This window comes from Streptomyces sp. NPDC111744 (assembly GCF_055634995.1).
Genome location: NZ_JBVKCG010000005.1, coordinates 255,374 through 280,838 on the forward strand (window position 1 = coordinate 255,374; position 25,465 = coordinate 280,838).

At 71.1% G+C, this 25,465-nt stretch carries 21 protein-coding genes; 15 read left to right on the forward strand and 6 right to left on the reverse strand.

Annotation, left to right across the window (positions count from 1 at the left end; translation table 11 throughout):
* The first annotated feature begins 197 nt into the window (after window positions 1–197).
* The 10 genes from ACZ7OO_RS13845 to ACZ7OO_RS13890 all read left to right on the forward strand — a co-directional run bounded on the left by ACZ7OO_RS13845 (window position 198) and on the right by ACZ7OO_RS13890 (window position 12,118).
* Window positions 198–1,031: a hypothetical protein gene (locus tag ACZ7OO_RS13845; RefSeq protein WP_471504563.1), complete on the forward strand. Its 834-nt coding sequence runs from the start codon at window positions 198–200 to the stop codon at window positions 1,029–1,031.
* A gap of 281 nt (window positions 1,032–1,312) precedes the next feature.
* Entirely contained in the window at window positions 1,313–2,524 is a 1,212-nt protein-coding gene (locus ACZ7OO_RS13850) for an ROK family transcriptional regulator (RefSeq protein ID WP_471504564.1), read from the forward strand.
* Window positions 2,525–2,614: 90 nt separating this feature from the next.
* Complete coding sequence (locus ACZ7OO_RS13855; RefSeq protein ID WP_471504929.1) at window positions 2,615–3,952, forward strand: ABC transporter substrate-binding protein; 1,338 nt, start codon at window positions 2,615–2,617, stop codon at window positions 3,950–3,952.
* 2 nt (window positions 3,953–3,954) lie between these two features.
* Window positions 3,955–4,896, forward strand: a complete 942-nt coding sequence (locus ACZ7OO_RS13860) for a carbohydrate ABC transporter permease (protein ID WP_471504566.1) — start codon at window positions 3,955–3,957, stop codon at window positions 4,894–4,896.
* A gap of 2 nt (window positions 4,897–4,898) precedes the next feature.
* Window positions 4,899–5,795, forward strand: coding sequence for a carbohydrate ABC transporter permease (locus ACZ7OO_RS13865; RefSeq protein ID WP_471504567.1), 897 nt, complete (start codon window positions 4,899–4,901; stop codon window positions 5,793–5,795).
* Between the two features lie 7 nt (window positions 5,796–5,802).
* Window positions 5,803–7,071, forward strand: coding sequence for a 6-phospho-beta-glucosidase (locus ACZ7OO_RS13870; protein WP_471504569.1), 1,269 nt, complete (start codon window positions 5,803–5,805; stop codon window positions 7,069–7,071).
* Window positions 7,062–8,033, forward strand: coding sequence for an N-acetylglucosamine kinase (locus ACZ7OO_RS13875; RefSeq protein WP_471504571.1), 972 nt, complete (start codon window positions 7,062–7,064; stop codon window positions 8,031–8,033). The genes ACZ7OO_RS13870 and ACZ7OO_RS13875 overlap by 10 nt, the downstream gene beginning before the upstream one ends.
* A 236-nt stretch (window positions 8,034–8,269) precedes the next feature.
* Window positions 8,270–9,691: a hypothetical protein gene (locus ACZ7OO_RS13880; RefSeq protein WP_471504572.1), complete on the forward strand. Its 1,422-nt coding sequence runs from the start codon at window positions 8,270–8,272 to the stop codon at window positions 9,689–9,691.
* Window positions 9,692–9,705: 14 nt separating this feature from the next.
* Window positions 9,706–10,743, forward strand: a complete 1,038-nt coding sequence (locus tag ACZ7OO_RS13885; protein ID WP_471504574.1) for a glutamate ABC transporter substrate-binding protein — start codon at window positions 9,706–9,708, stop codon at window positions 10,741–10,743.
* A gap of 46 nt (window positions 10,744–10,789) precedes the next feature.
* The gene (locus ACZ7OO_RS13890; protein ID WP_471504576.1) at window positions 10,790–12,118 is read left to right on the forward strand and encodes a hypothetical protein; all 1,329 of its coding nucleotides are present in this window, start codon (window positions 10,790–10,792) and stop codon (window positions 12,116–12,118) included.
* Window positions 12,119–12,125: 7 nt separating this feature from the next.
* Here ACZ7OO_RS13890 and ACZ7OO_RS13895 read toward each other — a convergent pair whose 3' ends face one another.
* Window positions 12,126–12,485 (reverse strand): hypothetical protein, encoded by a 360-nt coding sequence (locus tag ACZ7OO_RS13895; protein WP_471504578.1) that lies wholly within the window; start codon window positions 12,483–12,485, stop codon window positions 12,126–12,128.
* A gap of 10 nt (window positions 12,486–12,495) precedes the next feature.
* Between ACZ7OO_RS13895 and ACZ7OO_RS13900 the strand changes: the two genes are divergently transcribed.
* From ACZ7OO_RS13900 to ACZ7OO_RS13915, 4 genes are all read left to right on the forward strand, one after another.
* Window positions 12,496–14,643 (forward strand): serine/threonine-protein kinase, encoded by a 2,148-nt coding sequence (locus tag ACZ7OO_RS13900; RefSeq protein WP_471504580.1) that lies wholly within the window; start codon window positions 12,496–12,498, stop codon window positions 14,641–14,643.
* Window positions 14,644–15,996, forward strand: coding sequence for a PP2C family serine/threonine-protein phosphatase (locus ACZ7OO_RS13905; RefSeq protein WP_471504581.1), 1,353 nt, complete (start codon window positions 14,644–14,646; stop codon window positions 15,994–15,996).
* Window positions 15,997–16,136: 140 nt separating this feature from the next.
* Window positions 16,137–17,477, forward strand: a complete 1,341-nt coding sequence (locus ACZ7OO_RS13910; protein ID WP_471504583.1) for a vWA domain-containing protein — start codon at window positions 16,137–16,139, stop codon at window positions 17,475–17,477.
* Between the two features lie 64 nt (window positions 17,478–17,541).
* Window positions 17,542–19,239 (forward strand): FHA domain-containing protein, encoded by a 1,698-nt coding sequence (locus ACZ7OO_RS13915; RefSeq protein WP_471504584.1) that lies wholly within the window; start codon window positions 17,542–17,544, stop codon window positions 19,237–19,239.
* 23 nt (window positions 19,240–19,262) lie between these two features.
* On the opposite strand, the gene ACZ7OO_RS13920 is transcribed toward ACZ7OO_RS13915, so the two are convergent.
* A complete protein-coding gene (locus ACZ7OO_RS13920; protein ID WP_471504586.1) occupies window positions 19,263–20,255 on the reverse strand; it encodes a methyltransferase domain-containing protein in 993 nt (330 codons plus the stop codon).
* 79 nt (window positions 20,256–20,334) lie between these two features.
* Between ACZ7OO_RS13920 and ACZ7OO_RS13925 the strand changes: the two genes are divergently transcribed.
* A complete protein-coding gene (locus ACZ7OO_RS13925) occupies window positions 20,335–20,739 on the forward strand; it encodes a globin (RefSeq protein WP_352220601.1) in 405 nt (134 codons plus the stop codon).
* A 15-nt stretch (window positions 20,740–20,754) separates the two neighbouring features.
* On the opposite strand, the gene ACZ7OO_RS13930 is transcribed toward ACZ7OO_RS13925, so the two are convergent.
* The 4 genes from ACZ7OO_RS13930 to ACZ7OO_RS13945 form a co-directional block, all read right to left on the reverse strand.
* Entirely contained in the window at window positions 20,755–21,423 is a 669-nt protein-coding gene (locus tag ACZ7OO_RS13930; protein WP_471504587.1) for a DUF8010 domain-containing protein, read from the reverse strand.
* Window positions 21,420–21,833: an acyl-CoA thioesterase gene (locus ACZ7OO_RS13935; RefSeq protein ID WP_471504589.1), complete on the reverse strand. Its 414-nt coding sequence runs from the start codon at window positions 21,831–21,833 to the stop codon at window positions 21,420–21,422. Before ACZ7OO_RS13935 ends, ACZ7OO_RS13930 begins: the two co-directional genes overlap by 4 nt.
* Window positions 21,834–21,839: 6 nt before the next feature.
* The gene (gene ettA / locus ACZ7OO_RS13940) at window positions 21,840–23,504 is read right to left on the reverse strand and encodes an energy-dependent translational throttle protein EttA (protein ID WP_471504591.1); all 1,665 of its coding nucleotides are present in this window, start codon (window positions 23,502–23,504) and stop codon (window positions 21,840–21,842) included.
* 348 nt (window positions 23,505–23,852) lie between these two features.
* The gene (locus ACZ7OO_RS13945; RefSeq protein ID WP_471504592.1) at window positions 23,853–25,235 is read right to left on the reverse strand and encodes a Cys-Gln thioester bond-forming surface protein; all 1,383 of its coding nucleotides are present in this window, start codon (window positions 25,233–25,235) and stop codon (window positions 23,853–23,855) included.
* Between the last annotated feature and the right edge of the window lie 230 nt (window positions 25,236–25,465).

A 25,465-nucleotide genomic window follows, 5' to 3' on the forward strand; every position in this document is an offset into this window, starting at 1 on the left:
CCGGGGCGCGCCTGACCAAGGATGACGAAGATCGTGACGGAGTCGTGATCACGGAGCGAGGCCCGGTCGGATTCAGAGGTTCTTCACAGGCCCCCCGCATTCTCCGCGCATCACACGGTGATCTAGGGTCGCCCCACCACGGGTCCTTGATCTGGAGCGCGAAGCCGCCGGGGGACCCGTCTCGAATGTGGGGATACATGAGAAAGCTCGCCATAGGCGCCGCCCTGTCCGGTGCCCTGGCCCTGGCCGGTATCGCGGCGCCCGCCGCCTCCGCGGCCACGAGCACGCCCGATCTGAAGTTCACCGACATCAAGGTGAACAGCGGCAAAGCCATCGCGGTCGGCACCACCAAGACGGTGAGCGTGCCGGTGACGTACACCCTGACCCGGCCCGTGGACGTGGACGTCGACGGTGAGACGTCGTTCGCCGGCGTGATCCTCTACCGCGGCACCCTGAAGTCGCTGGACAACCTGGTCGGACCCGACGACCTGCCCACCTGCACGACGACGGCGACGACGGACACGACCGTCACCGCGAACTGCTCCGAGAAGATCGTCATCGACCCGAAGGGCGACCTGTTCGAGGCCGCCGACGCCACCACCTGGAAGGCCGGCGGCGCCTACAGCTACATGGACCGCACCAGCTCGGACGACTTCCTCAGCTCCAACTCCGGCATGGCGATCTGGGGCAACCTCGGCACGGCCAAGGTGCAGCGCGCGGCCAAGCTGACCGCCGACGCCTCCCCGGAGCCGGTGACCAAGGGGAAGACGATCACGGTCAAGGGCAAGCTGACCCGGGCGGACTGGAACGCCGTCGCGTACAAGGGCTACACGGGGCAGAAGGCCGTCCTGCAGTTCCGCGCCGAGGGCAGCAGTACGTACACGAACGTCAAGGGCATCACCTCCGGCACGAACGGCGCCCTGTCCACCACGGTGAAGGCGTCGAAGAGCGGCTACTACCGCTATGTCTTCGCCGGTACGACGACCACCGCCGCGGCGACGGCCACGGGCGACTTCATCAAGGTCAAGTAGTACCTGCGGTCGCCTCATCTCAGGGCCCGTCCGGTCTTCCGGGCGGGCCCTTCGGGTGTCCGGGCCCAGGTAACGAGTGCGTTGCCGCGCAGGCGGGCTATTGACGCTCTCCTTCCGGCGGCCTACGTTTTCCAGCCAACAGGAAACTTTCCTAACAGTGATCAACGGCCGAGCGTTCGGGACGAACGACCCGGACGAGTGATCCGGGTGACTCACCCGGGTGGACCGATCGCCCAGGTCACTGGGAAACTGAGCGGCTGGAGAGGCAGGTGTCGAACCGCATGGCAGGAACCGCCGGTACGCCGGGCACCCCGCGCGTGCTGCGCGCCATGAACGACCGCGCCGCACTGGACCTGCTGCTGGAGCACGGTCCGCTGTCGCGCACCCGGATCGGCAAGCTCACCGGCCTCTCCAAGCCGACCGCCTCCCAGCTGCTGGCCCGCCTGGAGGCGGCCGGCCTGGTGCTCGCGACCGGGACGAGCGAGGGCAGGCCGGGCCCCAACGCCCAGCTGTACTCGGTGAATCCCGCCGCCGCCCACGCCGCCGGGCTCGACGTCAACCCGGCCCGGATCCGGGCCGCCGTCGCCGACGTCACCGGCCGCACCGTCGGCGAGTACGAACTCCCCACCCCGGGACGTCGGTCGGCCCAGTCCGTCGTACGGCAGGTCACCGACGCCCTCGACGGTGCCGTGAAGGCGGCCGGACTGGCCCGCGACGACGTCCGCCGGCTGGTCATCGGCACACCCGGCGCCTTCGACCCCAACACCGGCCGGCTGCGCTACGCCTCGCACCTGCCCGGCTGGCACTCCCCCGCGCTGCTCGACGACCTCGCCGCCGCGCTGCCGATGCCCGTCGAGTACGAGAACGACGTCAACCTCGTCGCCATCGCCGAACAGCGGCTCGGCGCGGCCCGCGGCCACGGCGACTTCGTCCTGCTGTGGAACGAGGAGGGCCTGGGCGCCGCACTGGTCCTCGGCGGCCGGCTGCACCGCGGCTGGACCGGCGGCGCCGGCGAGGTCGGCTTCCTGCCGGTGCCGGGCACCCCGCTGGTCCGCCAGGTCACCAAGGCCAACAGCGGCGGTTACCAGGAACTCGCCGGTTCGCAGTCGCTGCCCAGGCTGGCCGGCGCGCTCGGCATCGGGGACCTGCCGACCGGGTCGCACTCCGAGGTGGCCGCCGCGCTCGTCGCCCGCGCCGCCGACCACGGCAGCGGCCCGCACCACGAACTCCTGCGGACCTACGCGACCCGGGTCGCCACCGGTCTCGCCTCCCTCGTCTCCGTCCTCGACCCCGAACTCGTCGTCCTCAGCGGCACCGTCCTGACCTCCGGCGGCGAAGTGCTCCGCGCCCTGGTCCAGGCCGAGCTGGAGGAACTGGCGGCAGCCCGGCCACGGCTCGTCGTCGGCGACGTCCAGGAACACCCCGTGCTGCGCGGCGCGCTGGAGAGCGCGCTCGCGACCACCCGCGACGAGATCTTCGACACCTCGCGCTGACCCGCGTAACACCCGGACCCGTACCGGCCCTTCACCCCCCGCACCGGCCCCTTCCCTCACCGCCCGCCCCTGGGAGACCCTGCCATGCCCATGCCCTCCGCTGCCCGAAAGACGGCTTTTGCCCTGACCGCCCTCACCGGTTCGCTCGCCCTTCTCACCGCCTGTACCGGCCAGTCCTCCTCCGGCGCCACCGACGACGCCTCCGCGAACACCACCATCAACTTCTGGCACGCCTGGAGCGCACCGAGCGAGGTCAAGGCCGTCAACGCGCTGATCGCCGGCTTCGAGAAGGCGCACCCCAACATCCACGTCAACGTCGTCGGCAACATGACCGACGACAAGATGAACCAGGCGCTGCGCACCGGCGGCGACAAGGCCCCGGACGTCATCTCGTCCTTCACCACCAACAGCGTGGGCAAGTTCTGCGACTCGGGTGCGCTCGTCGACCTCAACCCCTTCTTCAAGAAGTCGGACATCGACCCGGAGACGACGTTCCCGAAGGCGATGAACGAGTACACCCAGTTCGACGGCAACCGCTGCTCGGTACCGCTGCTGGGGGACGCCTACGGGCTCTACTACAACAAGACGGCGTTCAAGAAGGCCGGTATCACCAGCCCGCCGAAGACCTGGACCGAATTCGCGGCCGATGCCAAGAAGCTGACGATCGCTCAGGGCGACAGCTTCAAGCAGCTCGGTTTCATGCCGAACTACCACGGCTGGGAGACCACGACGGAGCACTACCTCGGGCAGTTCTCGCCGACGTACTTCGACAGCCAGGGAAAGTCGAACGTCGCCAAGGACCCCGCTTTCGCCGACGCCTTCACGGTCCAGAAGCACCTTGTCGACGAGCTCGGCGGCTACAAGAAGCTGGAGACGTTCCGCGCCACGCTCGGCGACGAATGGGGCCCCAAGCACCCCTTCCAGACCGGCCAGGTGGCCATGCAGCTCGACGGTGAGTGGCGCCTGGGCATGGCCCTGGCCGCCAAGCCGAACTTCGACATAGGTGTCGCCCCGATGCCGGTCCCCGACGCCCAGGCCGCCCAGTACGGCAAGGGCTACATCACCGGCACCATCGCCGGCATCGCCGCCACCAGCAAGAAGCAGAACGCGGCCTGGGAGTTCGTGAAGTACATCAGCACCGACACGGGCGCGGTGGTGGACTTCTCCAACGCCATCCACAACGTGCCGTCCACACTGGCCGCCCTGAAGTCGCCGAAACTGAAGTACGACCCGCGGTTCAAGACGTTCCTGGACATCGCCGCGAACCCGGACTCCACGACGGCACCCGCCTCCGTCAACGGCGGTGTGTACCTGACGACGATCCAGCAGCTCGGCTACGACTACGAGAGCGGCAAGGTCACCGACCTGAAGGCGGGCCTGAAGCAGGCCGCCGCGCAGATCGACACGGACATCGCGCAGGCGAAGTAGCGATGAGCACGATCACACTGGCGTCGAAGCGCCGCCGGTCGGCGCTTCGGACTCTCGCCTTCATGTCGCCCTGGCTGATCGGCTTCGCGGTCTTCTTCGCGTATCCGCTGATCTCGACGGTCTATTTCTCCTTCATGCACTACGACGGTTTCAAACCGGCGACGTGGAACGGCACGAAGAACTGGACGTACGTCTTCGAGCACTATCCCTACTTCTGGCCCGCGATGCGCAACACCCTGTGGCTCGTGGTCGTGATGGTCTCGCTCCGGGTCGTCTTCGGCCTCGGCATCGGCATGCTCATCACGAAGATCAAGACGGGTACGGGTGTCTTCCGCACCCTCTTCTATCTGCCCTACCTGGCCCCTCCGGTCGCGGCCACCATGGCCTTCGCCTTTCTCCTCAACCCCGGTACGGGCCCGGTCAACTCGATCCTGGAGAAGATCGGCATCCCGGCCCCGGGCTGGTTCAACGACCCCACCTGGTCCAAGCCGGCGCTGACCCTGCTGGCGCTGTGGGGCATCGGCGACCTGATGGTCATCTTCATGGCCGCGCTGCTCGACGTACCGGCGGAGCAGTACGAGGCGGCGGAGCTGGACGGCGCGTCGGCATGGCAGCGCTTCCGGTACGTCACGCTCCCGAACATCTCGCCGATCGTGATGTTCGCGGTCGTCACGGGTGTCATCCAGACGATGCAGTACTACACACAGCCGCTCATCGCCGGGAAGGTCGCCTCGGGTGTCATCCAGGGCGCGGGCACGCAGTTCGAGCCCGGTTATCCGGAGAAGTCGACGCTCACCCTGCCCCAGCTCGTCTACAACCTCGGTTTCCAGCGCTTCGACTACGGCTCCGCGTGTGTCGTCGCCCTCGTCCTCTTCGTCCTGTCCATGGTGTTCACCGCGTTTCTGATGCGGCGCCGGGGCGGTCTCATCCAGGCAGGTGACTGAACATGGCCCAGGTACTGGACCGGCCGGTGGACGTGACCCCGCAACCGATGACGGCGGCCGAACGCACCGCCCGCCGCAAGGCGTTGCTGAACTGGGTGGCGGTCCACTCCCTCGGCGTCGCCGCCGCCCTCTTCTTCATCCTCCCCTTCGTGTTCGTCTTCCTGACCTCGCTGATGAGCGACAGCCAGGCGCTCAGCCGGGACCTGATCCCGCACACCTGGGAGTGGGGCAACTACCGGAAGGTCTTCGACACCCCCGGCTTTCTGACCTGGTGGCGGAACACGCTCTTCTACGCCGGTCTGGGCACCGTCCTGACCGTCGTCTCCTCGCTGCCGGTGGCGTACGCGCTCGCGAAGTTCCGCTTCCGGGGCCGGAATCTCTCACTCATGCTGGTGATCTCGATGATGATGCTGCCACCGCAGGTGATCATCATCCCTATGTACCTGTTCTGGGCGAAGCAGCTCGGTCTTTCCGGCACCCTGTGGCCGCTGATCGTCCCGATGGCGTTCGGCGACGCGTTCTCCATCTTCCTGCTGCGCCAGTTCCTGACGACGATCCCGAACGAGTACCTGGACGCGGCGAAGGTGGACGGCTGCGGCGACCTGCGGACCCTGCTGCGGGTGGTGGTCCCCATGGCGAAACCGGGCATCGCCGCCGTCGCCCTCTTCCAGTTCTTCTACGCCTGGAACGACTACTTCGGCCCCCAGATCTACGCCTCGGAGAACCCGGGCGCCTGGACGCTGTCCTACGGCCTGGAGTCGTTCAAGGGCATGCACCACACCGACTGGAACCTCACCATGGCCGCGACCGTACTGGTCATGGCCCCCGTGATCCTCGTGTTCTTCTTCGCCCAGAAGGCGTTCGTCGAGGGCGTCACGCTCACCGGAGTGAAGGGTTAACCCTGGTATGAAACTCACCGTGGTCGGCGGCGGCTCGACCTACACCCCCGAACTCATCGACGGCTTCGCACGGCTCAGGGACACCCTGCCCATCGAGGAACTGGTCCTGGTGGACCCGGCCGCCGAGCGCCTGGAACTGGTGGGCGGGCTGGCCCGCCGTATCTTCGCCAAGCAGGGCCACAGCGGCCGTGTCGTCACCACCTCCGACCTGGACGCGGGTGTCGAGGGAGCCGACGCGGTGCTGCTCCAGCTGCGCGTCGGCGGCCAGGCGGCCCGGCAGCAGGACGAGACCTGGCCGCTGGAGTGCGGCTGCATCGGCCAGGAGACGACCGGCGCCGGCGGGCTCGCCAAGGCCCTGCGGACCGTCCCCGTCGTCCTGGACATCGCCGAACGCGTCCGGCGGGCCAACCCGAACGCCTGGATCATCGACTTCACCAACCCGGTGGGGATCGTGACCCGCGCCCTGCTCCAGGCCGGGCACCGGGCGGTCGGACTGTGCAACGTGGCGATCGGCTTCCAGCGGAAGTTCGCGAAGCTGCTCGGTGTCACGCCGTCCGAGATCCATCTCGACCACCTCGGCCTCAACCACCTCACCTGGGAGACGGCGGTCCGCCTCGGCGGTCCCGAGGGCGACAACGTCCTGCCCAAGCTGCTCGCGGAGCACGGCGACACGATCGCCGCGGACCTGAAGCTGCCGACGGCACTCCTGGACCGCCTGGGCGGCGTGATCCCCTCCTACTACCTGCGCTACTTCTACGCGCACGACGAGGTGGTACGGGAGCTGCGCACCAAGCCGTCCCGTGCCTCCGAAGTGGCCGCGATGGAGAAGCAGTTGCTGGAGATGTACGGCGACCCGGCCCTGGACGAGAAGCCCGAGCTGCTCGCCAAGCGGGGCGGCGCGTACTACTCGGAGGCCGCGGTGGACCTGGCGGCGGCGCTGCTCGGCGGCGCCGGCAACCCCTACCAGGTGGTGAACACCTACAACGGCGGCACGCTCCCCTTCCTCCCCGACGACGCGGTGATCGAGGTACAGGCGGCGGTCGGCGCGGGCGGCCCCGTACCGCTGCCCGTACCGGACGTCGACCCGCTCTTCGCCGGCCTGGTCGCGAACGTGACGGCGTACGAGGAACTGGCCCTGGAGGCGGCGCTGCGCGGCGGCCGCGACCGCGTCTTCCGGGCCCTCCTCTCGCACCCCCTCATCGGCCAGTACGAGTACGCCGAAGCCCTCACCGACCAGCTGATCGCGCACAACCGGGAGCACCTCGCGTGGGCCTGACCGCAAGTGTCCTCGCCATCGACGCGGGCAACAGCAAGACCGATGTCGCGGTGGTGGCGGCGGACGGCGAGGTCCTCGCCACGGCGCGCGGCGGCGGCTTCCGGCCGCCGGTGGTGGGTGTGGAGCAGGCCGTGGACGAGGTGGCGGCGGCGGTCGCCGAGGCGTACGCCGCCGCCGGTGTCACCTCGGTCGCCCATGTCTCCGCCTGCCTCGCCAACGCCGATCTGCCGGTGGAGGAGAAGCAGTTGGCCGCCGCGCTGGCCGCTCGTGACTGGGGCGGTTCGGTGACCGTCCGCAACGACACCTTCGCGATCCTGCGGGCGGGCGTGGCCGAGCCCCGGGGCGTTGCCGTGGTGTGCGGGGCGGGCATCAACTGCGTCGGCATGCGCCCCGACGGCCGCACCGCCCGCTTCCCCGCGATCGGGCGCATCTCCGGTGACTGGGGCGGCGGTTGGGGCCTGGCAGAGGAGGCCCTCTGGTACGCGGCTCGGGCGGAGGACGGCCGCGGCGAGCCGACGGCCCTGGTCCGCACCCTCCCGGCCCATTTCGGGCTGCCGTCCATGTACGCGCTGATCGAGGCGCTGCACCTGGAGCACGTCGAGCACGGCCGCCGGCACGAGCTGACACCGGTCCTGTTCGCCACGGCCGCCGACGGCGATCCCGTCGCCCGCTCGGTGGTGGACCGGCTGGCACAGGAGGTCGCGACGATGGCCACGGTCGCCCTGACCCGCCTCGACCTGCTGGACGAGGAGACGCCGGTGCTGCTGGGGGGCGGCGTACTGACGGGCGGTCACCCACAACTGGACGACGGCGTACGGGAGCTGCTGGCGGCGCGTGCGCCGAAAGCGGTACCGAGAGTGGTGACGGCGCGACCGGTGCTGGGAGCTGCGCTGCTGGGGCTGGACGCGGTGGGGCTGGGGGCCGAGGTGCAGGGGAGGGTGCGGGCGTACTTCGAAGGGTGACGGTGGGTGGGGGCCGCGGGCGGGTGGGGTCGCTCACCGGCCCGACCGGGTGCCGCTGCGCCCACCCGCGCCGCGAACGCCACCGATTCACCCCTCCGGAACCGAACCGATTCCCCCGGCGTATTCATGGGCAGGGGTTCCGCTGCGATCGGATCAAGATCCAGTGAAGGCCGGTGCCCAATGTCAGTCCGGGCGGCGATACTGGGCGGCGACCGGATGACCATGGGGGAGGTCAAGTGACACACCCGCCGACCAAGAGCGCGGCACCGCCAGGCGCAGGCTCCGCCCTGCCCACCCGGCCAGCCGTGCCCGCCCAGTACCGTCCGCCCTCCCCCACCGCGGCGCGCCGCACCGCATTCGCGGAAGCCGTCGACCGGTTGCGGGCGGCGACGACGACGGAACCGGGCCGGCTGCGCGTCATCGGCGCCGTCCTGGCCGTCCTGATCGTCGCCTTCGGTGCCGTCACCGCCTGGCAGATGACCGACCGCGCGGCCGCCGCCGACGACGTGCTGCACCGCAGCCAGCCGCTCAGCTCGGGCGCGGCCGACATCTACCGTTCGCTCGCGGACGCCAACACCGCGGCTTCCAGCGGCTTCCTGGCGGGCGGCCAGGAGACGGCCGCCTCCCGGCAGCGGTACGAGACGGACATCCGGACCGCCGCCGCCAAGCTGGTCACCGCCGCCGCCAACTCCGAGTCCGGCTCCCCCTCCGAGGCGGCCGTGACGAAGCTGAACAAGCTGCTCCCGGAGTACAAGGGGCTCGTCGAGCGGGCCAGGGTCTACAACCGGCAGGGCTACCCGGTCGGCGGCGCCTATCTGCGGTACGCGAACGAGAAGATGCAGAAGGAGATGCTCCCGGCGGCGGAGGATCTCTACACGAAGGAGAACGCGCGGCTGTCGTCCGACTACGCGGACGCGACCCCGTACCCGTGGGCGGCCATGGTCCTCGGCCTCCTCGCCCTCGCCGCGCTCGCCTGGGCCCAGCTGCGCCACTACCGCCGTACGAACCGTGTGCTCAACCAGGGCCTGGTCGCCGCCTCCGCGGCCACCGTCGTCACGCTGCTGTGGCTGGTCGTCGGCCACACCTTCGCCCGCGCCGGCCTGGACGGCTCCTACGACCACGGCGTCCGCTCGCTGAACGTGTTGCACGACGCCCGGATCGCCTCCCTGAAGGCCCGGGGGAACGAGAACCTCAGCCTGGTCGCGCGGGGCGCGGAGACGGTCACGGTCGACGGTGAGACGTACGACGCGTACTACTACGACTTCGACAAGGACATGACCGCCCTCGGCAAGGGCCTCACCCAGGCCGCGGCGCTCGCCGACGACTCGGCGGGCAGCAAGCCCGTGCAGGCGGCCGAGGGGAACATGAAGGTGTGGAAGGAGCGGCACACCGACGCCCGCACCGCGGACGAGAACGGCGACTACCAGGCGGCGCTGGACAAGGTGATAGGCGCCAAGGGCGCGACCGCCGAGTGTTTCGACAGCGTCGACACGAACCTGAAGAACGCTCTGGCCCACGAGGAGGCCGAGTTCCAGTCGCGGGCCACCGACGGGCGGGACGCGATGTCCGGGCTGCCGATCGGTGCCGCCATGCTGGGTGTGGCGGCGGCGTCGGGCGCGCTGTTCGGCATCGGGCGCAGGCTTTCGGAGTACCGGTGAGAGGGGGCGTGGCGATGTTCGTGCAGAGAATGAGGGCCTCCCTGCGCGGCTGGGGCGGAGTGGGCGCGATGGCGGTCGGCTGCGCTCTGGCGCTGGCGTTCGTCCTGCTGCTGCCCCTCGCCCAGTCCGCCGGGCGGAGCGGCCCGGGCGAGGGGCTGGGCGGTCCGGGGCTGGCGACCGGCAGCCCGGCGAAGGCCGACGGCTGTGTCGACTCCCAGGCGCAGAACGAGACCTGGTCGCCGTCGGGCGCGGACGGTACGACGATCGACGCCATCAAGGCCCGTACGGGTGCCAAGCGGAAGCTGGTCGTCGGGGTCGACCAGAACAGTTACCGCTGGGGCTACCGCAATCCGAACAACTCGGGTGCGGAGCTGGAGGGTTTCGACATCGACCTGGTGCACCGGATCGCCCAGGACATCCTCGGCGACCCGAACGCGGTGCAGTTCAAGGCGATTCCGACCAGCCAGCGGATACCGGCGATCCAGTACGGCAGGGTCGACATGGTGGTCCGCACGATGACCATCAACTGCGACCGGCTGAAGGACGTGGCGTTCTCCGCGCCGTACTTCAAGACCGGCCAGCAGGTGCTGGCGCCCAAGTCGTCGCCGGTCACCGGGTACAACGCGACACTGGTGAACAAAAGGGTCTGCACGGCGGCCAGTTCGACGGCCTACGCCAAGGTGGACGCCGACCGGAAGTCCGGGAAGCTGCCCTCGTCGCTCGGGATCACCGTCGTCCCCAACCAACTGGACTGTCTGGTAAGGCTCCAGCTCGGTGAGGTCGACGCCGTGGTGACCGACGGCGCGCTGGCGGCGAGCCAGGCCGCCCAGGACCCGACGATCGAACTCAAGGGCGCGGCCTTCACCACCGAGTACTACGGCGTGGCGATGAAGAAGGATGCGACCGATCTGGTACGCCGGGTCAATCAGATCCTGGTGGACTACCGGGCCGACGGCTGGCAGGCGTCGTACGACAAGTGGCTGTCGGCGACACTGGGAGCGGACTCGACGGCGTCGAAACCATCCGCGCCGCAGTACCTGCGCACAAGCTGACCCGCATCCGCAGGGCCGGTCCCGACAAGCAAGCGAGAGGTGATCGATGGGCGTCACGGACCCCGCCGGGCCGGTGATGGACCGGGACGAGGTGGACCGTGCGCTGGCGCGGCTCGGCGCGGAGCACGAGGCGATCGAGACCTCGCTGCTCGCCCTTCAGGACCACGCGGGCCGCCGGCTCCTCGAAGGCGCCGAGCTGACCGGGACCACCCGGGAGCGGTGGACGACCGCCGAGGCGTCGATCACCCTGCTGTGGGCGTACTTCGACGCGTACACGGACATACTGCGCAGCGCCCGGGAGATCAGGGCGCGGCGCCGCTGGTCCAGCCGTGAGGACCTGGTGGAGCTGACCGAGCTGCTGCGCGGCGAGTCGGTGACGGTGGCGGGCAGCGCCACGGCGACGGCGAACGCGCCGACGCCGCTGTCGGCGGCCGGCCGGCTCAGCGAGCGTTTCTCGCTGGTGACCCTGGTCGACCGGATGAACGAGCTGTACGCGACCTCGCTGGACATGGTCGTCACCGCCGACGCGGTGTGGTCGGCGCTGCCCGCGCGGATCGATTTACTCGCCGCCGAGCTGCAGCGCACCCGCAAGCTGGCGCACTCCGTCGGGGTGCGCCCGGGCGAGCACCCGGCGGGCGACGACCTGGAGCGGATCACCCGCACCCTGACCAGGCTCCGCGAGGACGTCGTGTCGGACCCGCTGGGCTTCTGGGTTCCGGCGCAGGGCAGTTCGGCGCCGGGCGGCGGCCGGCCGGACACCACGGTGTACGACCGGGAGGCGCGGGCGCTGGAGGAGGTGCGGCGGGAGATCGACGCCGTGCTGACGGTACGGCAGGACGCGGAGGCCCGGCTGATCAGGCTGCGGGACGTGCTGTCCCGCGCGGACCGCACGCTCGCCGAGGCACGTACCGCGCGCGGCGAGGTGCTGGCGAAGATCGCGGCGACCGAGGTACCGGTGGTCAGCGGCCCGCCGACCGCGCTGCAGGAGCAGCTGGCGACGGCCGCCGAGTACCGCAGGACGGCGCAGTGGCACCGGCTATCGCCGCTCCTGGAGTCCCTGGAGCAGAAGGCGGAGGACGAACTGCTGCGCGCCCGTGAGTCGTTGACGGCGGTCACCGCGCCGCTGGCGGTGCGCGCGGAGCTGCGCGGCCGACTGGACGCGTACCGGGCGAAGGTGACCCGGCACGGGCTGGCGGAGGACCCGTTCCTGATCGAGCGGTACGACGCGGCCCGGCGGATGCTGTGGAGCGCGCCCTGCGATCTGCGGGTCGCGGAGCAGGCGGTGCTGCGCTACCAGCAGGCGGCGGCCGAGGCGCTGGGCACGCCGCGGGTGCCGCAGCAGAGCGGTCCCGAGGACCGTAGGGGGGAGAAGTAGCCATGAGTCAGGCGGGACAGTCGTGCCAGCGGCCGGGCTGCGAGGGGGCGTACGAGGACGTCGGCGGCGGAGAGCTGTACTGCGACACCTGCGGTCTGGCCCCGGTCGTCTCGGGGAGCGGGATGGTCGGCTCGCCGCCCACCGGGATCACGGCCGGCGGCCGGGAGTCGGCGAGCAGCGGGAGTTCACGCTCCAGCAGCCGCAGCGCGCGTACCTCGTCGCAGTCGTCGAAGTCACGGCGCTCGGTCTCCGGGCGGCTCTCGCGGTCCCTGTCGGGCAAGTCGACGGGCCGTTCGGTGTCGGTGCGCAGCTCCGGTTCGTCGACGAGCGCATCGGGGCGCAGCAGGCTGGGCGCGGGGCTGGTCACGGTCCCGCAGGTGCCCAAGCCGGACCCGCGCGCGATGGTCCTCGAGAACCCCGAGGTGCCCGAGCGGAAGCGATTCTGCTCGCGTTCGGACTGCGGGGCGCCGGTCGGCCGGGGCCGCGGTGACCGGCCGGGCCGCACCGAGGGGTTCTGCACCAAGTGCGGCAACCCGTACTCGTTCGTGCCGAAGCTGAAGGCCGCTGACGTCGTGCACGGCCAGTACGAGGTCGTGGGCTGTATCGCACACGGCGGGCTCGGCTGGATCTACCTCGCCGTGGACCGGGCCGTGTCCGACCGCTGGGTGGTGCTCAAGGGCCTGCTCGACACCGGCGACCAGGACGCGATGGCCGCCGCGATCTCCGAGCGGCGGTTCCTCGCGGAGATCGAGCACGCCAACATCGTCCGGATCTACAACTTCGTCGAGCATCTCGACCAGCGCACCGGCTCGCTCGACGGCTACATCGTCATGGAGTACGTCGGCGGCAAGTCCCTGAAGGAGATCGCCAACGACCGGCGTACCCCGGAGGGCCGCCGCGACCCGCTGCCGGTGGAGCAGGCGTGCGCCTACGGCATCGAGGCGCTCGAAGCCCTCGGCCATCTGCACAGCCGCAACCTGCTGTACTGCGACTTCAAGGTCGACAACGCCATCCAGACCGAGGACCAGCTCAAGCTGATCGACATGGGCGCGGTGCGCCGCATGGACGACGACGAGTCGGCGATCTACGGCACGGTCGGCTACCAGGCCCCGGAGGTCGCCGAGGCCGGCCCGTCGGTCGCGTCCGACCTGTACACCGTCGGCCGTACGCTCGCCGTTCTCACCTTCGACTTCCAGGGCTACACGACCGTCTTCGTCGACTCGCTGCCCGACCCGGACAACATCGAGGTGTTCCGGCAGTACGAGTCCTTCTACCGGCTGCTGGTCCGGGCCACCGACCCCGACCCGGCCCGCCGGTTCGCCTCCGCGCAGGAGATGGCCGAGCAGCTGACCGGCGTGCTGCGCGAGGTCGTGTCGGTGCAGACCGGCAAGGCCCGGCCCGCCCTGTCGACGCTGTTCGGGCCCGAGGTCAAGGTCACGGACACCGAGCTGTTCCCGAAGCTGGACGGCGAGGTGTCCCGGCTGGGAGCACGGGCGGTGGCCTCCAGAACACTCGCCCTGGAGCCACCGGGAGCGGCCGAAGCCCGGGCCAACGGGGGCGTCCCGGCCTCCCCCGCCCTGGTCAGGCCCGTCCCCACACCGGCCGCCGCCCTCGCCCTGCCGGTCCCGCTGGTCGACCCGAACGACCCGAACGCCGGTTTCCTGGCAGGCCTCACGACCACGGGAGCGGGCGAGGTCAGCCTGATCGGCGCGCTGACCGCGGCGCCGACACAGTCGGTCGAGACCCGGCTGCGCCAGATCCGCGCACGGCTGGAGAACGGCGACTTCGAGGCCGCGCTGTCGACGCTCGGCCGGCTGGAGGACGAACAGCCCGACGACTGGCGGGTGGTCTGGTACCGGGGCGTGACCGCCCTGGTCACCGGGGACTTCGAGGGCGCCGCGCTGTCCTTCGACGCGATCTACGACGCCTTCCCCGGCGAGACCGCGCCCAAGCTGGCGCTCGGCCTGTGCGCGGAGGTGCTCGGCCAGCTGGACAACGCGGCCGAGTACTACCGGCTGGTGTGGGCGACCGACCCGAGCTTCGTGAGCTCCGCCTTCGGTCTGGCCCGGGTGCAGCTGGCGGCCGGGGACCGGCGCGCTGCCGTGCGTACCCTGGAATCGGTGCCGGAGGCGTCGACCCACTACACGGCGGCCCGGGTGGCGGCCGTACGGGCGCGGCTGCGGCACCGGACCGCGACGCCCGACGACACTCCGTTCCTGGAGGATCTGACGGCCGCCGCGGGGCAGATCGAGGCGCTGGACGCGTACGGTCTGGATCCGGCACGCCGCGAGCAGTTGTCGGCGGAAGTCCTCGGCTGCGCGCTGGACTGGATACTCTCCGGAGGCCAGGGCGTACAGCCCGCCGTCGGCAGCCGGGTGCTGCTCGGCAGCGGTCTGGACGAGCGGGGCCTCCGCTTCGGCCTGGAGCGCTCGTACCGCACGCTGGCCAGACTGGCGACCGGCGGTGAGGAGAGGATCGACCTGGTGGAACGGGCCAACCGTTACCGCCCCCGGACGTGGGTGTAGTTGATGTCGCAGATGCCCCAGCAGGCCGCACCGGCGAAGTGCCCGAGCTGCGCGGAGCCGCTCGAATCGGGTGACCTGTTCTGCGGTGCGTGCGGGTACGACCTGTCGGCCGTGCCCGCCGCGCCGCAGGACCACCCGACCCTCACCATGGGTGCCTCCGGCGTGGACTGGCCACCGCCCGAGCCGGACAGCTCGGGCCCGTCCGCGGCCCCGCATCTGCCGACGGACCTGCCCGGCACGGACTCGGGCGGCACGCCGCTGCCGGGGACGCCGGCGTACGGTTCGCCGGTGCCGCCGGCCCCCGGGGTGCGTTTCGACCGGCCGCCGGAGCCCGACGAGGACTACGCGCTGCAGGCGCCGGACCCGCGGGTGGCCGCCTCCGCCACGGAGACCGCGGAGACCACCGACACCGCCGACACCGCCGAGACCGCCGAGTTGCCGAAGGTGTGCGTGGCCTGCCGGGCGGGCCGGGTCGACGACGACGGCTACTGCGAGAACTGCGGGCACGCTCAGCCGCGCGAACGCGATCACATGGAGCAGGAGTCCGGCCCGGTGGCCGCCGTCAGCGACCGCGGGCTGCGCCACCACCGCAACGAGGACGCGTTCACCGTCGGCCGCACCGCGCTGCCCGACGGCACCCCGGCGGTGCTCGCGGTCGTCTGCGACGGCGTCTCCTCGGCGACCCGTCCCGACGAGGCCTCGCTGGCCGCCTCCCGGGCCGCGTCCGAGGCGCTGCTGGCCGCGCTGCCGCAGGGCACACACCCGCAGGCGGCGATGCACGAGGCGATCGTCGTCGCCTCCCAGGCCGTCAACGCCCTCGCCGAGGAGCCTCCCTCCGCCCGCGAGCACACCCCGCACCAGAACGCCCCGGCGTGCACGATCGTCGGCTCGATCGTCACCGCGGGCCTGCTGGTCGTCGGGTGGGTCGGCGACAGCCGCGCCTACTGGGTGCCGGTGGACCGCGGCGCACCGGCGGCCCGGCTCACCGAGGACGACTCCTGGGCGGCGCAGATGGTGGCCGCGGGACTGATGAGCGAGGCCGAGGCGTACGCCGACGAGCGCGCCCACGCGATCACCGGCTGGCTCGGCGCGGACGCCTACGAACTGGAGCCGCACACTGCTTCCTTCAAGCCGGACCGGCCTGGTGTGGTGGTGGTGTGCACGGACGGCCTGTGGAACTACGCGGAGTCGGCCGAGGAGATGTCCGAGGTCGTCCCCGCCGACGCGGCCGTACGGCCGCTGCACGCGGCCCGGGTCCTGGTCGGCCACGCCCTGGACGGCGGGGGCCACGACAACGTAACAGTGGCGCTGCTCCCGTTCCCGGCGCCGCCGCAGGGGGCAGGATCCGCCTGAGGCCGCGCAAAACGGCCGTAAACGGGGAACCAGGAGCGGGTTTCGGGGCAGCACAGGGGAAGCACCCGCGGACCGGAGGGGACCGGTCCGCACACCGTCAGCACCCACCACGCGTGGGGTGGAGGGGGACCAGAGCAGTCATGGCCAATTTCTCGAAGTCGAACGCGCCGCAGTTCTCGGTGGACGTGTACCAGAACGAGTACCTGCCGGACGGGGGCCGCGAGGTCAACGCGATCGCCACGGTGACGTCGACCGGCGGCGGCACCGTCGGCAGCGCGGTCGGCACGTCGTACGCGCCCGGGCAGGGGCCGGCCGCCGGGGTGGCGGTCATGGTCGACTGCTCGGGCTCGATGGACTACCCGCCGACCAAGATGCGCAACGCGCGGGACGCCACCGCGGCCGCGATCGACACCCTGCGCGACGGCACGCACTTCGCGGTGATCGGCGGCACGCACGTCGCCAAGGAGGTCTACCCGGGCGGCGGCCGGCTCGCGGTGGCCGACCGCACCACCCGGGAGCAGGCCAAGCAGGCACTGCGCAGGCTGAGCGCGGGCGGCGGTACGGCGATCGGGACCTGGCTGCGCCTCGCCGACCGGCTGCTGTCCTCGGCGGACGTCACGATCCGGCACGGCATCCTGCTCACCGACGGCCGTAACGAGCACGAGTCGCCGGAGGACCTCAAAGCCGCCCTGGACTCCTGCGCCGGACGGTTCACCTGTGACGCCCGCGGTGTGGGCACCGACTGGGAAGTGAAAGAAGTCACAGGGATCGCCTCCGCACTCCTCGGCACCGCCGACATCGTCGCCGACCCCACGGGCCTGGCAGCCGACTTCACACAGATGATGGAGACGGCGATGGGCAAGGAGGTCGCGGACGTAGCGCTGCGCCTGTGGACCCCGGTCGGCACGACGATCAAGTTCGTCAAGCAAGTGGCGCCCACGGTCGAGGAGTTGACCGGTCGCCGCACCGAGGCGGGGCCGCGCGCCGGGGACTACCCGACCGGCTCCTGGGGCGACGAGTCCCGCGACTACCACATCTGCGTGGAGGTCCCGACGGCCGGCCTCGGCCAGGAAATGCTCGCCGCCCGGGTGTCGTTGGTCGTCCCGCAGCCCGACGGCAGCGTCCAGAACCTGGGCGCCCAGGGGCTGATCAGGGCGGTGTGGACGGACGACATGGTCGCCTCGACCTCCATCAACCCCCAGGTCGCCCACTACACCGGCCAGGCCGAACTGGCACAAGCCATCCAACAAGGGCTCGACCTTCGCAAAGCGGGCGATATGGATGGAGCAACGGCCAAACTGGGCCGAGCCGTTCAGCTCGCCAGTGCCTCCGGGAACGCGGATACTGCGAAACTGCTTGCGAAGGTGGTGGACGTGGTCGACGCCCGGACAGGTACTGTGCGATTGAAGGCGAGGGTTGCGGAGGCCGACGAGATGACTCTCGAGACAAGGTCCACAAAGACTGTTCGTGTAAAGAAGTGACCTGACAGCACACGCGACACCCAGACAGGCTCAGGACAAACCTGACAGAGAGGGAACCACCGACATGCCGACCTGCCCGAACGGACACCAGTCGGGTTCCGACGACTGGTGCGAGGTGTGCGGTCACCGCATGGCCGGTGCCGTGCCCCCGCCGCCCCCGCCGACCGCCGGCGGCTACGGTTTCCCGCCGCCCGCGCCCGGCGCCCCGGCCGGCGGCCCCGCCGGTAACCGGCACCTGTCCGCCGTGCCGAACGCGCCCGAGCCGGAGCTGTGCCCGCAGTGCCGCACGCCCCGGGAGGGCGGTGCGCCGTTCTGCGAGGAGTGCCGCTGGAACTTCCTGACCAACACGGCAACCTCGTACACCCCGGCCGCCCCGCGCCCGCCCGCGGGCGGCGGCCCGGCCGCGCCGACCTTCCGGCCGCCCACCCCGCCGTCGTACGGCGGGAACACCGACTCGTACGAGTACCAGGGCTCGCGACCGTCCCAGATGAACCGTCCGGCCGAGCCGATCCCCTCCTTCGGCAGCGAGCCCTCGGGGCCGACCCCGTTCGCGAACGAGCGCGGCGGCGGCCCGTCGGGTCCGCCGGCGCCTCCGGCCTTCGGCAACGACCGGGGCCGTTCCGGCCCGCCCGCGTTCGGTGGCGACCGCGGCCAGTCCGGACCCCCGGCGTTCGGAAGCGACCGCGACCCCTCCGGCCCGCCCGCTCCTCCGGCGTTCGGCGGCGACCGCGGCGGCCAGTCCGGGCCCGGCAACGACCGGAGCCCTTCCGGCCCGCCCGCATTCGGTGGCGACCGCGGCCAGTCCGGACCCCCGGCGTTCGGAAGCGACCGCGACCCCTCCGGCCCGCCCGCTGCCTCGGCCTTCAGTGGTGACCGTGGTCAGTCGGGGCCGCCGCCCTTCGGTGGCGAGCGTGGTCCTTCGGCTCCGCCTCCGTCGTTCGGTGGCGCTCCGGGCCAGAACGCCGGCGGCCCCTCCGCCTTCGGCAGCGCCCCCGGTGCCGGACAGGCCTCCGGCCCCTTCACCCGCGACCCTTCCGGTGGCCCGGCCGCCGGTCCCTTCGGCGGCGGGGATCCGTCCCGGCCGCCGGTCCCGCCGCCCGGCGCTCCCGGCGCGACCGCCGGCGGCGCTCCCGGTGCCTTCCAGCAGTCGGCCCCGCCCGCGCCGCCCGGCTTCCCGCAGGAGACCGGCAGGCCTCCGGCCGGCGGGCCGTCCTTCGGCGGCGCCGACGACGACTGGGTGATCTCCCCGCCGTCGCCCGGCGCGTCCGGCGCCCCGGGCGCCCGTCCCGGCGGCGGCTACGGCTACCCGCAGCCCGGCCCGGCCGGTTCCGGCTTCCCGCAGGCCCCTCAGGGCCCGGCGACCTGGACGGCGACGATCGGCCCGGACCGTGAGTACTTCATGGCGATGATGCAGCGCTCGGGCCCGGAGGCGGCCGGCCTCAACCTGCCCGCGTACTCCCCGGAGCAGCAGCGCACGCTCGCCGGCAACCAGGTCACCATCGGCCGCCGCCGGCACTCCACCGGCGACACCCCCGACATCGACCTGTCGGTGCCGCCGGAGGACCCGGGCGTCTCGCACCAGCACGCGGTACTGGTCCAGCAGCCGGACGGCAGCTGGGCGGTCGTCGACCAGAACTCGACGAACGGCACGACGGTGAACGGCGGCGAGGAACCGATCCAGCCGTTCGTCCCGGTGCCGTTGCAGGACGGGGACCGGGTCCACGTGGGCGCCTGGACGACGATCACCGTCCGGCGAGGCTGAGCTTGTAGCACCCCGTACGGGGCTCAGACCGGGAGAGGCCAGACGCACGGCCCCTCCCGGTCGTCCAGCCACACCCACTCCCCGTCCTTCTCCACCGTGACCCCGTACCGCTCCCGCCCGGGCATCCCCTCCCGCTCCCACACCTCGTAGGCCTCCCGAGGGCTGAGCACCCCCCGGGTCAGCTCCGCCAGGAACTGGAACAGCTCGTCCTCAAGAGCCCGGAACGGCACCCCGCCGACATCCCCCGCCCCCGCCCTCCCCACCCCGCGCAAGGGCACGAAGAACGCGGCGGACGGCAGAAACCGGCCCTCGGCGCACCCTCCACCGCGCACGGTCAGCGCCAGCAACCCCGTGGCCACCGGCGCGAGAATGCGCGCCCCCGCCACGCACTGAGCGACCCACGCCCGTGGCACACTCGGCAGCGCACACGTCGCGATGATCCGGTCGAACGGCGCACGCTCGGGCACCCCCCGCGCGCCGTCCCCCGTGACGACGGCCGGCCGGCAACCGGCCGCGGCCAGATGCCGCCGCGCCGACTCGGTGATCTCCGGATCCACATCCACCGTGGTCACAAGATCGTCGTCGCCGAGCCGATGGGCCAGCAGCGCCGCGTTGTACCCGGTCCCCGCCCCGATCTCCAGCACCCGGTCACCGTCGGCCACCCGCAGCGCGACGAGCATCCGCGCCATCAGCGAGGGCTGGCTGCTGGATGACAGCAGCTCACCGTCGCGCAGCCGGGTGGCCAGCGGAGCGTCCTCGTAGGCACCCCGCACCCAGCGTTCCCGGGCCTCGGGATCGGGGCTCTGGCCCCACCGGCGCTCACAGCCGCGCGCCCCGGCGACGTAGTAGTACGGCACGAACAGATGCCGGGGCACCGCCTGAAACGCCTCCCGCCACACCGGCTCGGCCGCCCAGACCCCCTCGGCGTCGATCTCGCGAACCAGCTCGCCCCGCGCCACGGCGGCAAGCCCCTCGATGTCCGAAATCTCCGGGATCTCCGGGTCATGGGCGCCCATGCGTCCACCCTAGAGCCCCGCCCCTGCGGCAGGTCCTAAGCCTTGAGTCCTCGGTCACCGCGTCTGAGACCATGTAGGGGTGAGAGAGATTCGGCGCGGCACGCTTCAGGAGAAGACCTTCTACGAGCAGGTCGGCGGGGAGGAGACCTTCCGTCGGCTGGTCCACCGTTTCTACGAGGGCGTCGCCGGGGACCCGCTCCTCAAGCCGATGTACCCGGAGGAGGACCTGGGTCCGGCCGAGGAGCGGCTCACCCTGTTCCTCATCCAGTACTGGGGCGGCCCCACGACGTACAGCGACAACCGCGGCCACCCGCGGCTGCGGATGCGGCACGCCCCGTTCACCGTGGACCGGGCGGCGCACGACGCCTGGCTGCGGCACATGCGGGTGGCCGTGGACGAGCTGGGCCTCTCCGAGGAGCACCAGGAGACCCTCTGGAACTACCTCACCTACGCGGCCGCCTCGATGGTGAACACCCCGGAGTGACCGCGGGACGTCGGCTCAGCGGACGCTGACGTCCAGCGCCCCGAGCCCGGCGCGCCGTACGGCGATCGAGCCGAACGGCGTGCGCAGCCGCAGCCATGCTCCCGCGGAGAGCAGCACGGCCTCTTCGGCCGGGCGCAGGAAGCGCAGCGACTGGGCCGCGTGCACGGCGCGTACCGGAAGCCCGGTATCGCCGACCGTCCGGGACCAGATGTCCCGCCCGATCCGGTCGAGTTCGGCCCGGGTACGGCTCTGCGGCGCCAACCCCGCTGTGCGGGACCGGAATTCACCCACCGCGGCCGCCACCGTGGCCTGTAGCGCCTGGGGCCCGGGCAGCCCCGGCTCGGGCTGCCAGCCACCGCGCGGGGGCAGCACACCCGCCCACGGCGGTCCGGTGACCGCCCCCGGCACCCCGGCCGTGGCGGCCTGCTCGTCCACCGACTCCAGCAACTCCCCTGCCGAGACGGTCACATCGAGCATGACGTCGAGACCCCGCTCGTACGGCTTCGCCAGCCGCACCGCGCGGATCGCCAGCACCTCGAAGGACGGGGGCCGGCCGAAGACGGCGAGCGCGGTGCCTGCCGCCTGGAGGCGTACGGCGGCTGAGCGGTCGTAGTGGAGCAGCCGGGAGAGGAAGGCCGCGAGGTCCGCCGCCTCCCCGTCGTCGGCCAGGTGGAGCACCGTCATACGGCGACGGCCTCCTCCTTGGCGTCATCCCGGTACTCCTCCAGGAAGTCCCGCTCCTCGGCGGTGATCCGGCGCGGCCGGCCCGTCTCGAAGTCGAACGGCACGACCACGGTGGAGGCACGTACGTAGATCAGGTCGTCGTCCTTCACCTCGTAGGTGATGGTGAAGGACGCGGCCCTGATCTCGGTGATCCACAGCTCGATGTCGACCGGGTGGTGCCGGTGGACGAGCTGCCGCTTGTAGTCGATCTCGTGGCGGGCCACCACCGACCCCTGCTTGAAATCCTTTTCCGGGCGGAACAGGAAGTCGATGCGGGCTTCCTCCAGGTAGCGGATGAAGACCGCGTTGTTGACATGGCCGTACGCGTCCATGTCGGACCAGCGCAGGGGGCAGCGATAGATGTGGCGCAAGACCGATCAGCCCCGGGTCAGCTTCTTGTAGGTGGCACGGTGCGGGCGGCCGGCGTCCGGACCGAGCCGCTCGATCTTGTTCTTCTCGTACGACTCGAAGTTGCCCTCGAACCAGAACCACTTGGACTCGCCCTCGTAGGCGAGGATGTGGGTGGCGACACGGTCCAGGAACCAGCGGTCGTGGGAGACGACCACGGCGCAGCCCGGGAACTCGAGGAGCGCGTTCTCCAGGCTGGAGAGGGTCTCCACGTCCAGGTCGTTGGTCGGCTCGTCGAGGAGCAGCAGGTTGCCGCCCTGCTTGAGGGTGAGCGCGAGGTTGAGGCGGTTGCGCTCACCGCCGGAGAGGACGCCGGTCGGCTTCTGCTGGTCCGGGCCCTTGAAGCCGAACGCCGACACGTACGCCCGGCTCGGCATCTCGACCTGGCCGACGTTGATGTAGTCGAGCCCGTCGGACACGACCTCCCACAGCGTCTTCTTCGGGTCGAGGTTGGAGCGGCCCTGGTCGACGTAGGAGATCTTGACGGTCTCGCCGACCTTGATGTCACCGGAGTCCGGCGTCTCCAGCCCCTGGATCATCTTGAAGAGCGTGGTCTTGCCGGCGCCGTTGGGGCCGATGACCCCGACGATCCCGTTGCGCGGCAGCGTGAAGGAGAGCCCGTCGACGAGGACCTTCTCCCCGAATGCCTTGTTGAGCTTGTCGACCTCTACGACGACGTTGCCCAGGCGCGGGCCCGGCGGGATCTGGATCTCCTCGAAGTCCAGCTTCCGCATCTTGTCGGCCTCGGCGGCCATCTCCTCGTACCGCGCGAGACGGGCCTTGGACTTGGCCTGCCGCCCCTTGGCGTTGGAGCGGACCCACTCCAGCTCTTCCTTGAGGCGCTTCTGCCGCTTGGCGTCCTTCTGGCCCTCGACCTTGAGGCGGGTGGCCTTGGTCTCCAGGTAGGTGGAGTAGTTGCCCTCGTACGGGTAGGCGCGGCCGCGGTCGAGTTCGAGGATCCACTCGGCGACGTTGTCCAGGAAGTACCGGTCGTGGGTGATGGCCACGACGGTGCCCGCGTACTTGGCGAGGTGCTGCTCCAGCCAGTTCACCGACTCGGCGTCGAGGTGGTTGGTGGGCTCGTCGAGGAGCAGCAGGTCGGGGGCCTCCAGGAGCAGCTTGCAGAGCGCGACGCGGCGCTTCTCACCACCGGAGAGGTTGGTGACGGCCCAGTCGCCGGGCGGGCAGCCCAGCGCGTCCATGGCCTGCTCCAGCTGGGCGTCGAGGTCCCAGGCGTTGGCATGGTCCAGCTCCTCCTGGAGCTTGCCCATCTCGTCGAGCAGGGCGTCGGAGTAGTCCGTCGCCATCAGCTCGGCGATCTCGTTGAACCGGTCGAGCTTGCCCTTGATCTCGGCGACGCCCTCCTGGACGTTCTCCAGGACGGTCTTGTCCTCGGTGAGCGTGGGCTCCTGCATCAGGATGCCGACGCTGTAACCGGGCGAGAGGAAGGCGTCACCGTTGGACGGCTGCTCCAGCCCCGCCATGATCTTCAGCACAGTCGACTTACCGGCGCCGTTCGGACCGACGACGCCGATCTTCGCCCCCGGCAGGAAGCTCAGGGTGACGTCGTCGAGGATCACCTTGTCGCCGTGCGCTTTGCGCGCCTTGCGCATGGTGTAAATGAACTCAGCCAAGAGAAACCGTCCGGCAGCTTGAATCTGGCAGTGGGCAGATACACCCCATCTTGCCTGACGTCCAGCGCTGGGTGTTAACCCGTTTGGTCAGGGGGCTGTGAGCTGGGGGTTCGTGGGTGGTCGTGGCGGGGCGGGGGTCACGGGCGGCCGTGGTGGTCGGAAGGGGCCTGTAGGGCCCGGTGCAGGAGCAGAGCGCTCGCCGCCAGGCGACCCCACCGAGCGGATCGGCAGTACCGAGTCCTGCGACCACAGGGACTGCACCGAGTCCGAGGAGGTGCTGTGGGGTGACTGGGTCACGAGGGCATCCTGCGCGGCGGAGCTGTCGGCTCGCCGTTGTTTCGGTGGGGATCAGTCGCCCGTCGGGTTTTCCCGTCGGCGGAGGATCACCAGGACCGCGCCGCCGATCACCACCAGGCCGATGGCGACGCCCGTGATCACGCCGGTCGCGGAGTCGCCGCCGGTGGCGGCGAGGTTGACGTCGGAGGCGGTGCCGCCGACCGAGGCCGGGCTGGGCTCGCTGAGGGTCTGGGTGGTGAGGCTGCTCTCACCGGCCTGGGTCTTGCAGTCGAGGACGCCGGTGAAGCGCCGTTCGAGACTGTTGGGACCGGTGATCGTGAAGTCGTAGGCCTGGTCCTCCTGGAGCGGGATGGTCACCGTCCGCGAGGTGTTCGCGGGGATGGTGTGCTCGGCGTCCATCAGCTCGAAGGTGAACGGCTTGTCGCCGGTGTTGGCCGCGGTGATGTCCACACCGCTCTCGGCGCAGTTCTTCTCGGCCGACAGTGCCGGTATCGCACCCTGGTCGGCCCAGGTCGCGTCCGCGGTCGCGGTGACCGTGGACTCGCTGGAGCCGGCCAGGATCTGCGTCTGGCTGCGGCTCTCGGAGGTGAAGGCGCGGCCCACCGGGACGGTCGTCGACGCCTGGACGGTGAGTTCGGCGGACGCGTCCGTGGCTTCGTCCGGGACCTTGAAGTACAGCTCGCTGCCGTCCTGCGCCGCGGTGACCGGCTTGCCGGCCTTGTCGGCGATCCGTACGCCGGTCAGGGCCGCGTCGGCGGGCGGGATCACGGTGACCGTGCCCGCGTTGGTGTGGACGGTGACCGGGCCGAGCAGGTCGCCCGGCCGGCCGGAGACCGCGGGCGGTTCCAGGGTCAGCGAGGCCTGCGGCTCCGTCTGGCCGCGGGCGCTCTTCTCCAGGTAGTCGGCGAGCTTCTCGGCCTGCGGGTCGACGGCGTCGACGTCCGCGCCGTCCGAATAGCGCCAGATCGCCACCTGGGTGCCGGCCGCCGCGTCCTGCTCGGTGAGGCTGCCGGCTCCGGCCTTGCGGGCGAGCGCGGCGAGATCGTTGACCTGGGGGTAGGAGTTCTGCAGGATCCAGCGGATCTTGCCGGCGTTCTTGTTGGCGCCCAGCGAGGTGCCGCTCCAGGCCGTCTCGTGGTACTTGGCGTCCCGCTGGGTGGGGTTGTGGAGGTCGACGCAGTACGTCTGAAGCGTGCCGCCGCCCTCCACGGACATCTCGAACAGGCCCGCGGCCACCTGCTCGTCGCCGCTGTCGTCGTGCACGACGGCCTCGCCGTAGGTCTTCAGGCCGCTTATGGTCGCAGTCGCCCCGGTCTGGCTCTGGGCGCTCCCGCCGTCGGCCGCGGCCCGGCCGGCGCCGGTCAGCACGGCGGCGGCCACCAGCCCGGACGCCAGCGTCGCGGCGGCGAGGCGGGCCACATCTCGCGCGGACACGGCCGTGCCGGAGTGCCTGGCGGACGCGCGGGGCGCCGAGGAACCAGAGAACGCAGCGAACACAGAATTCCCCTTCGAGCAGGACCCCTTGAACGTGGGGGGCGGTCCCACCAGCAGAATCAGCGACCCCAGAGGCCACGCCAGGCATCCTATGGATCAGCCGGACCGCCTATTCCAGGTGAGATGGTCCGATGAGCGATCCGATCCGTAATCGTTATCGCGGAACCGCG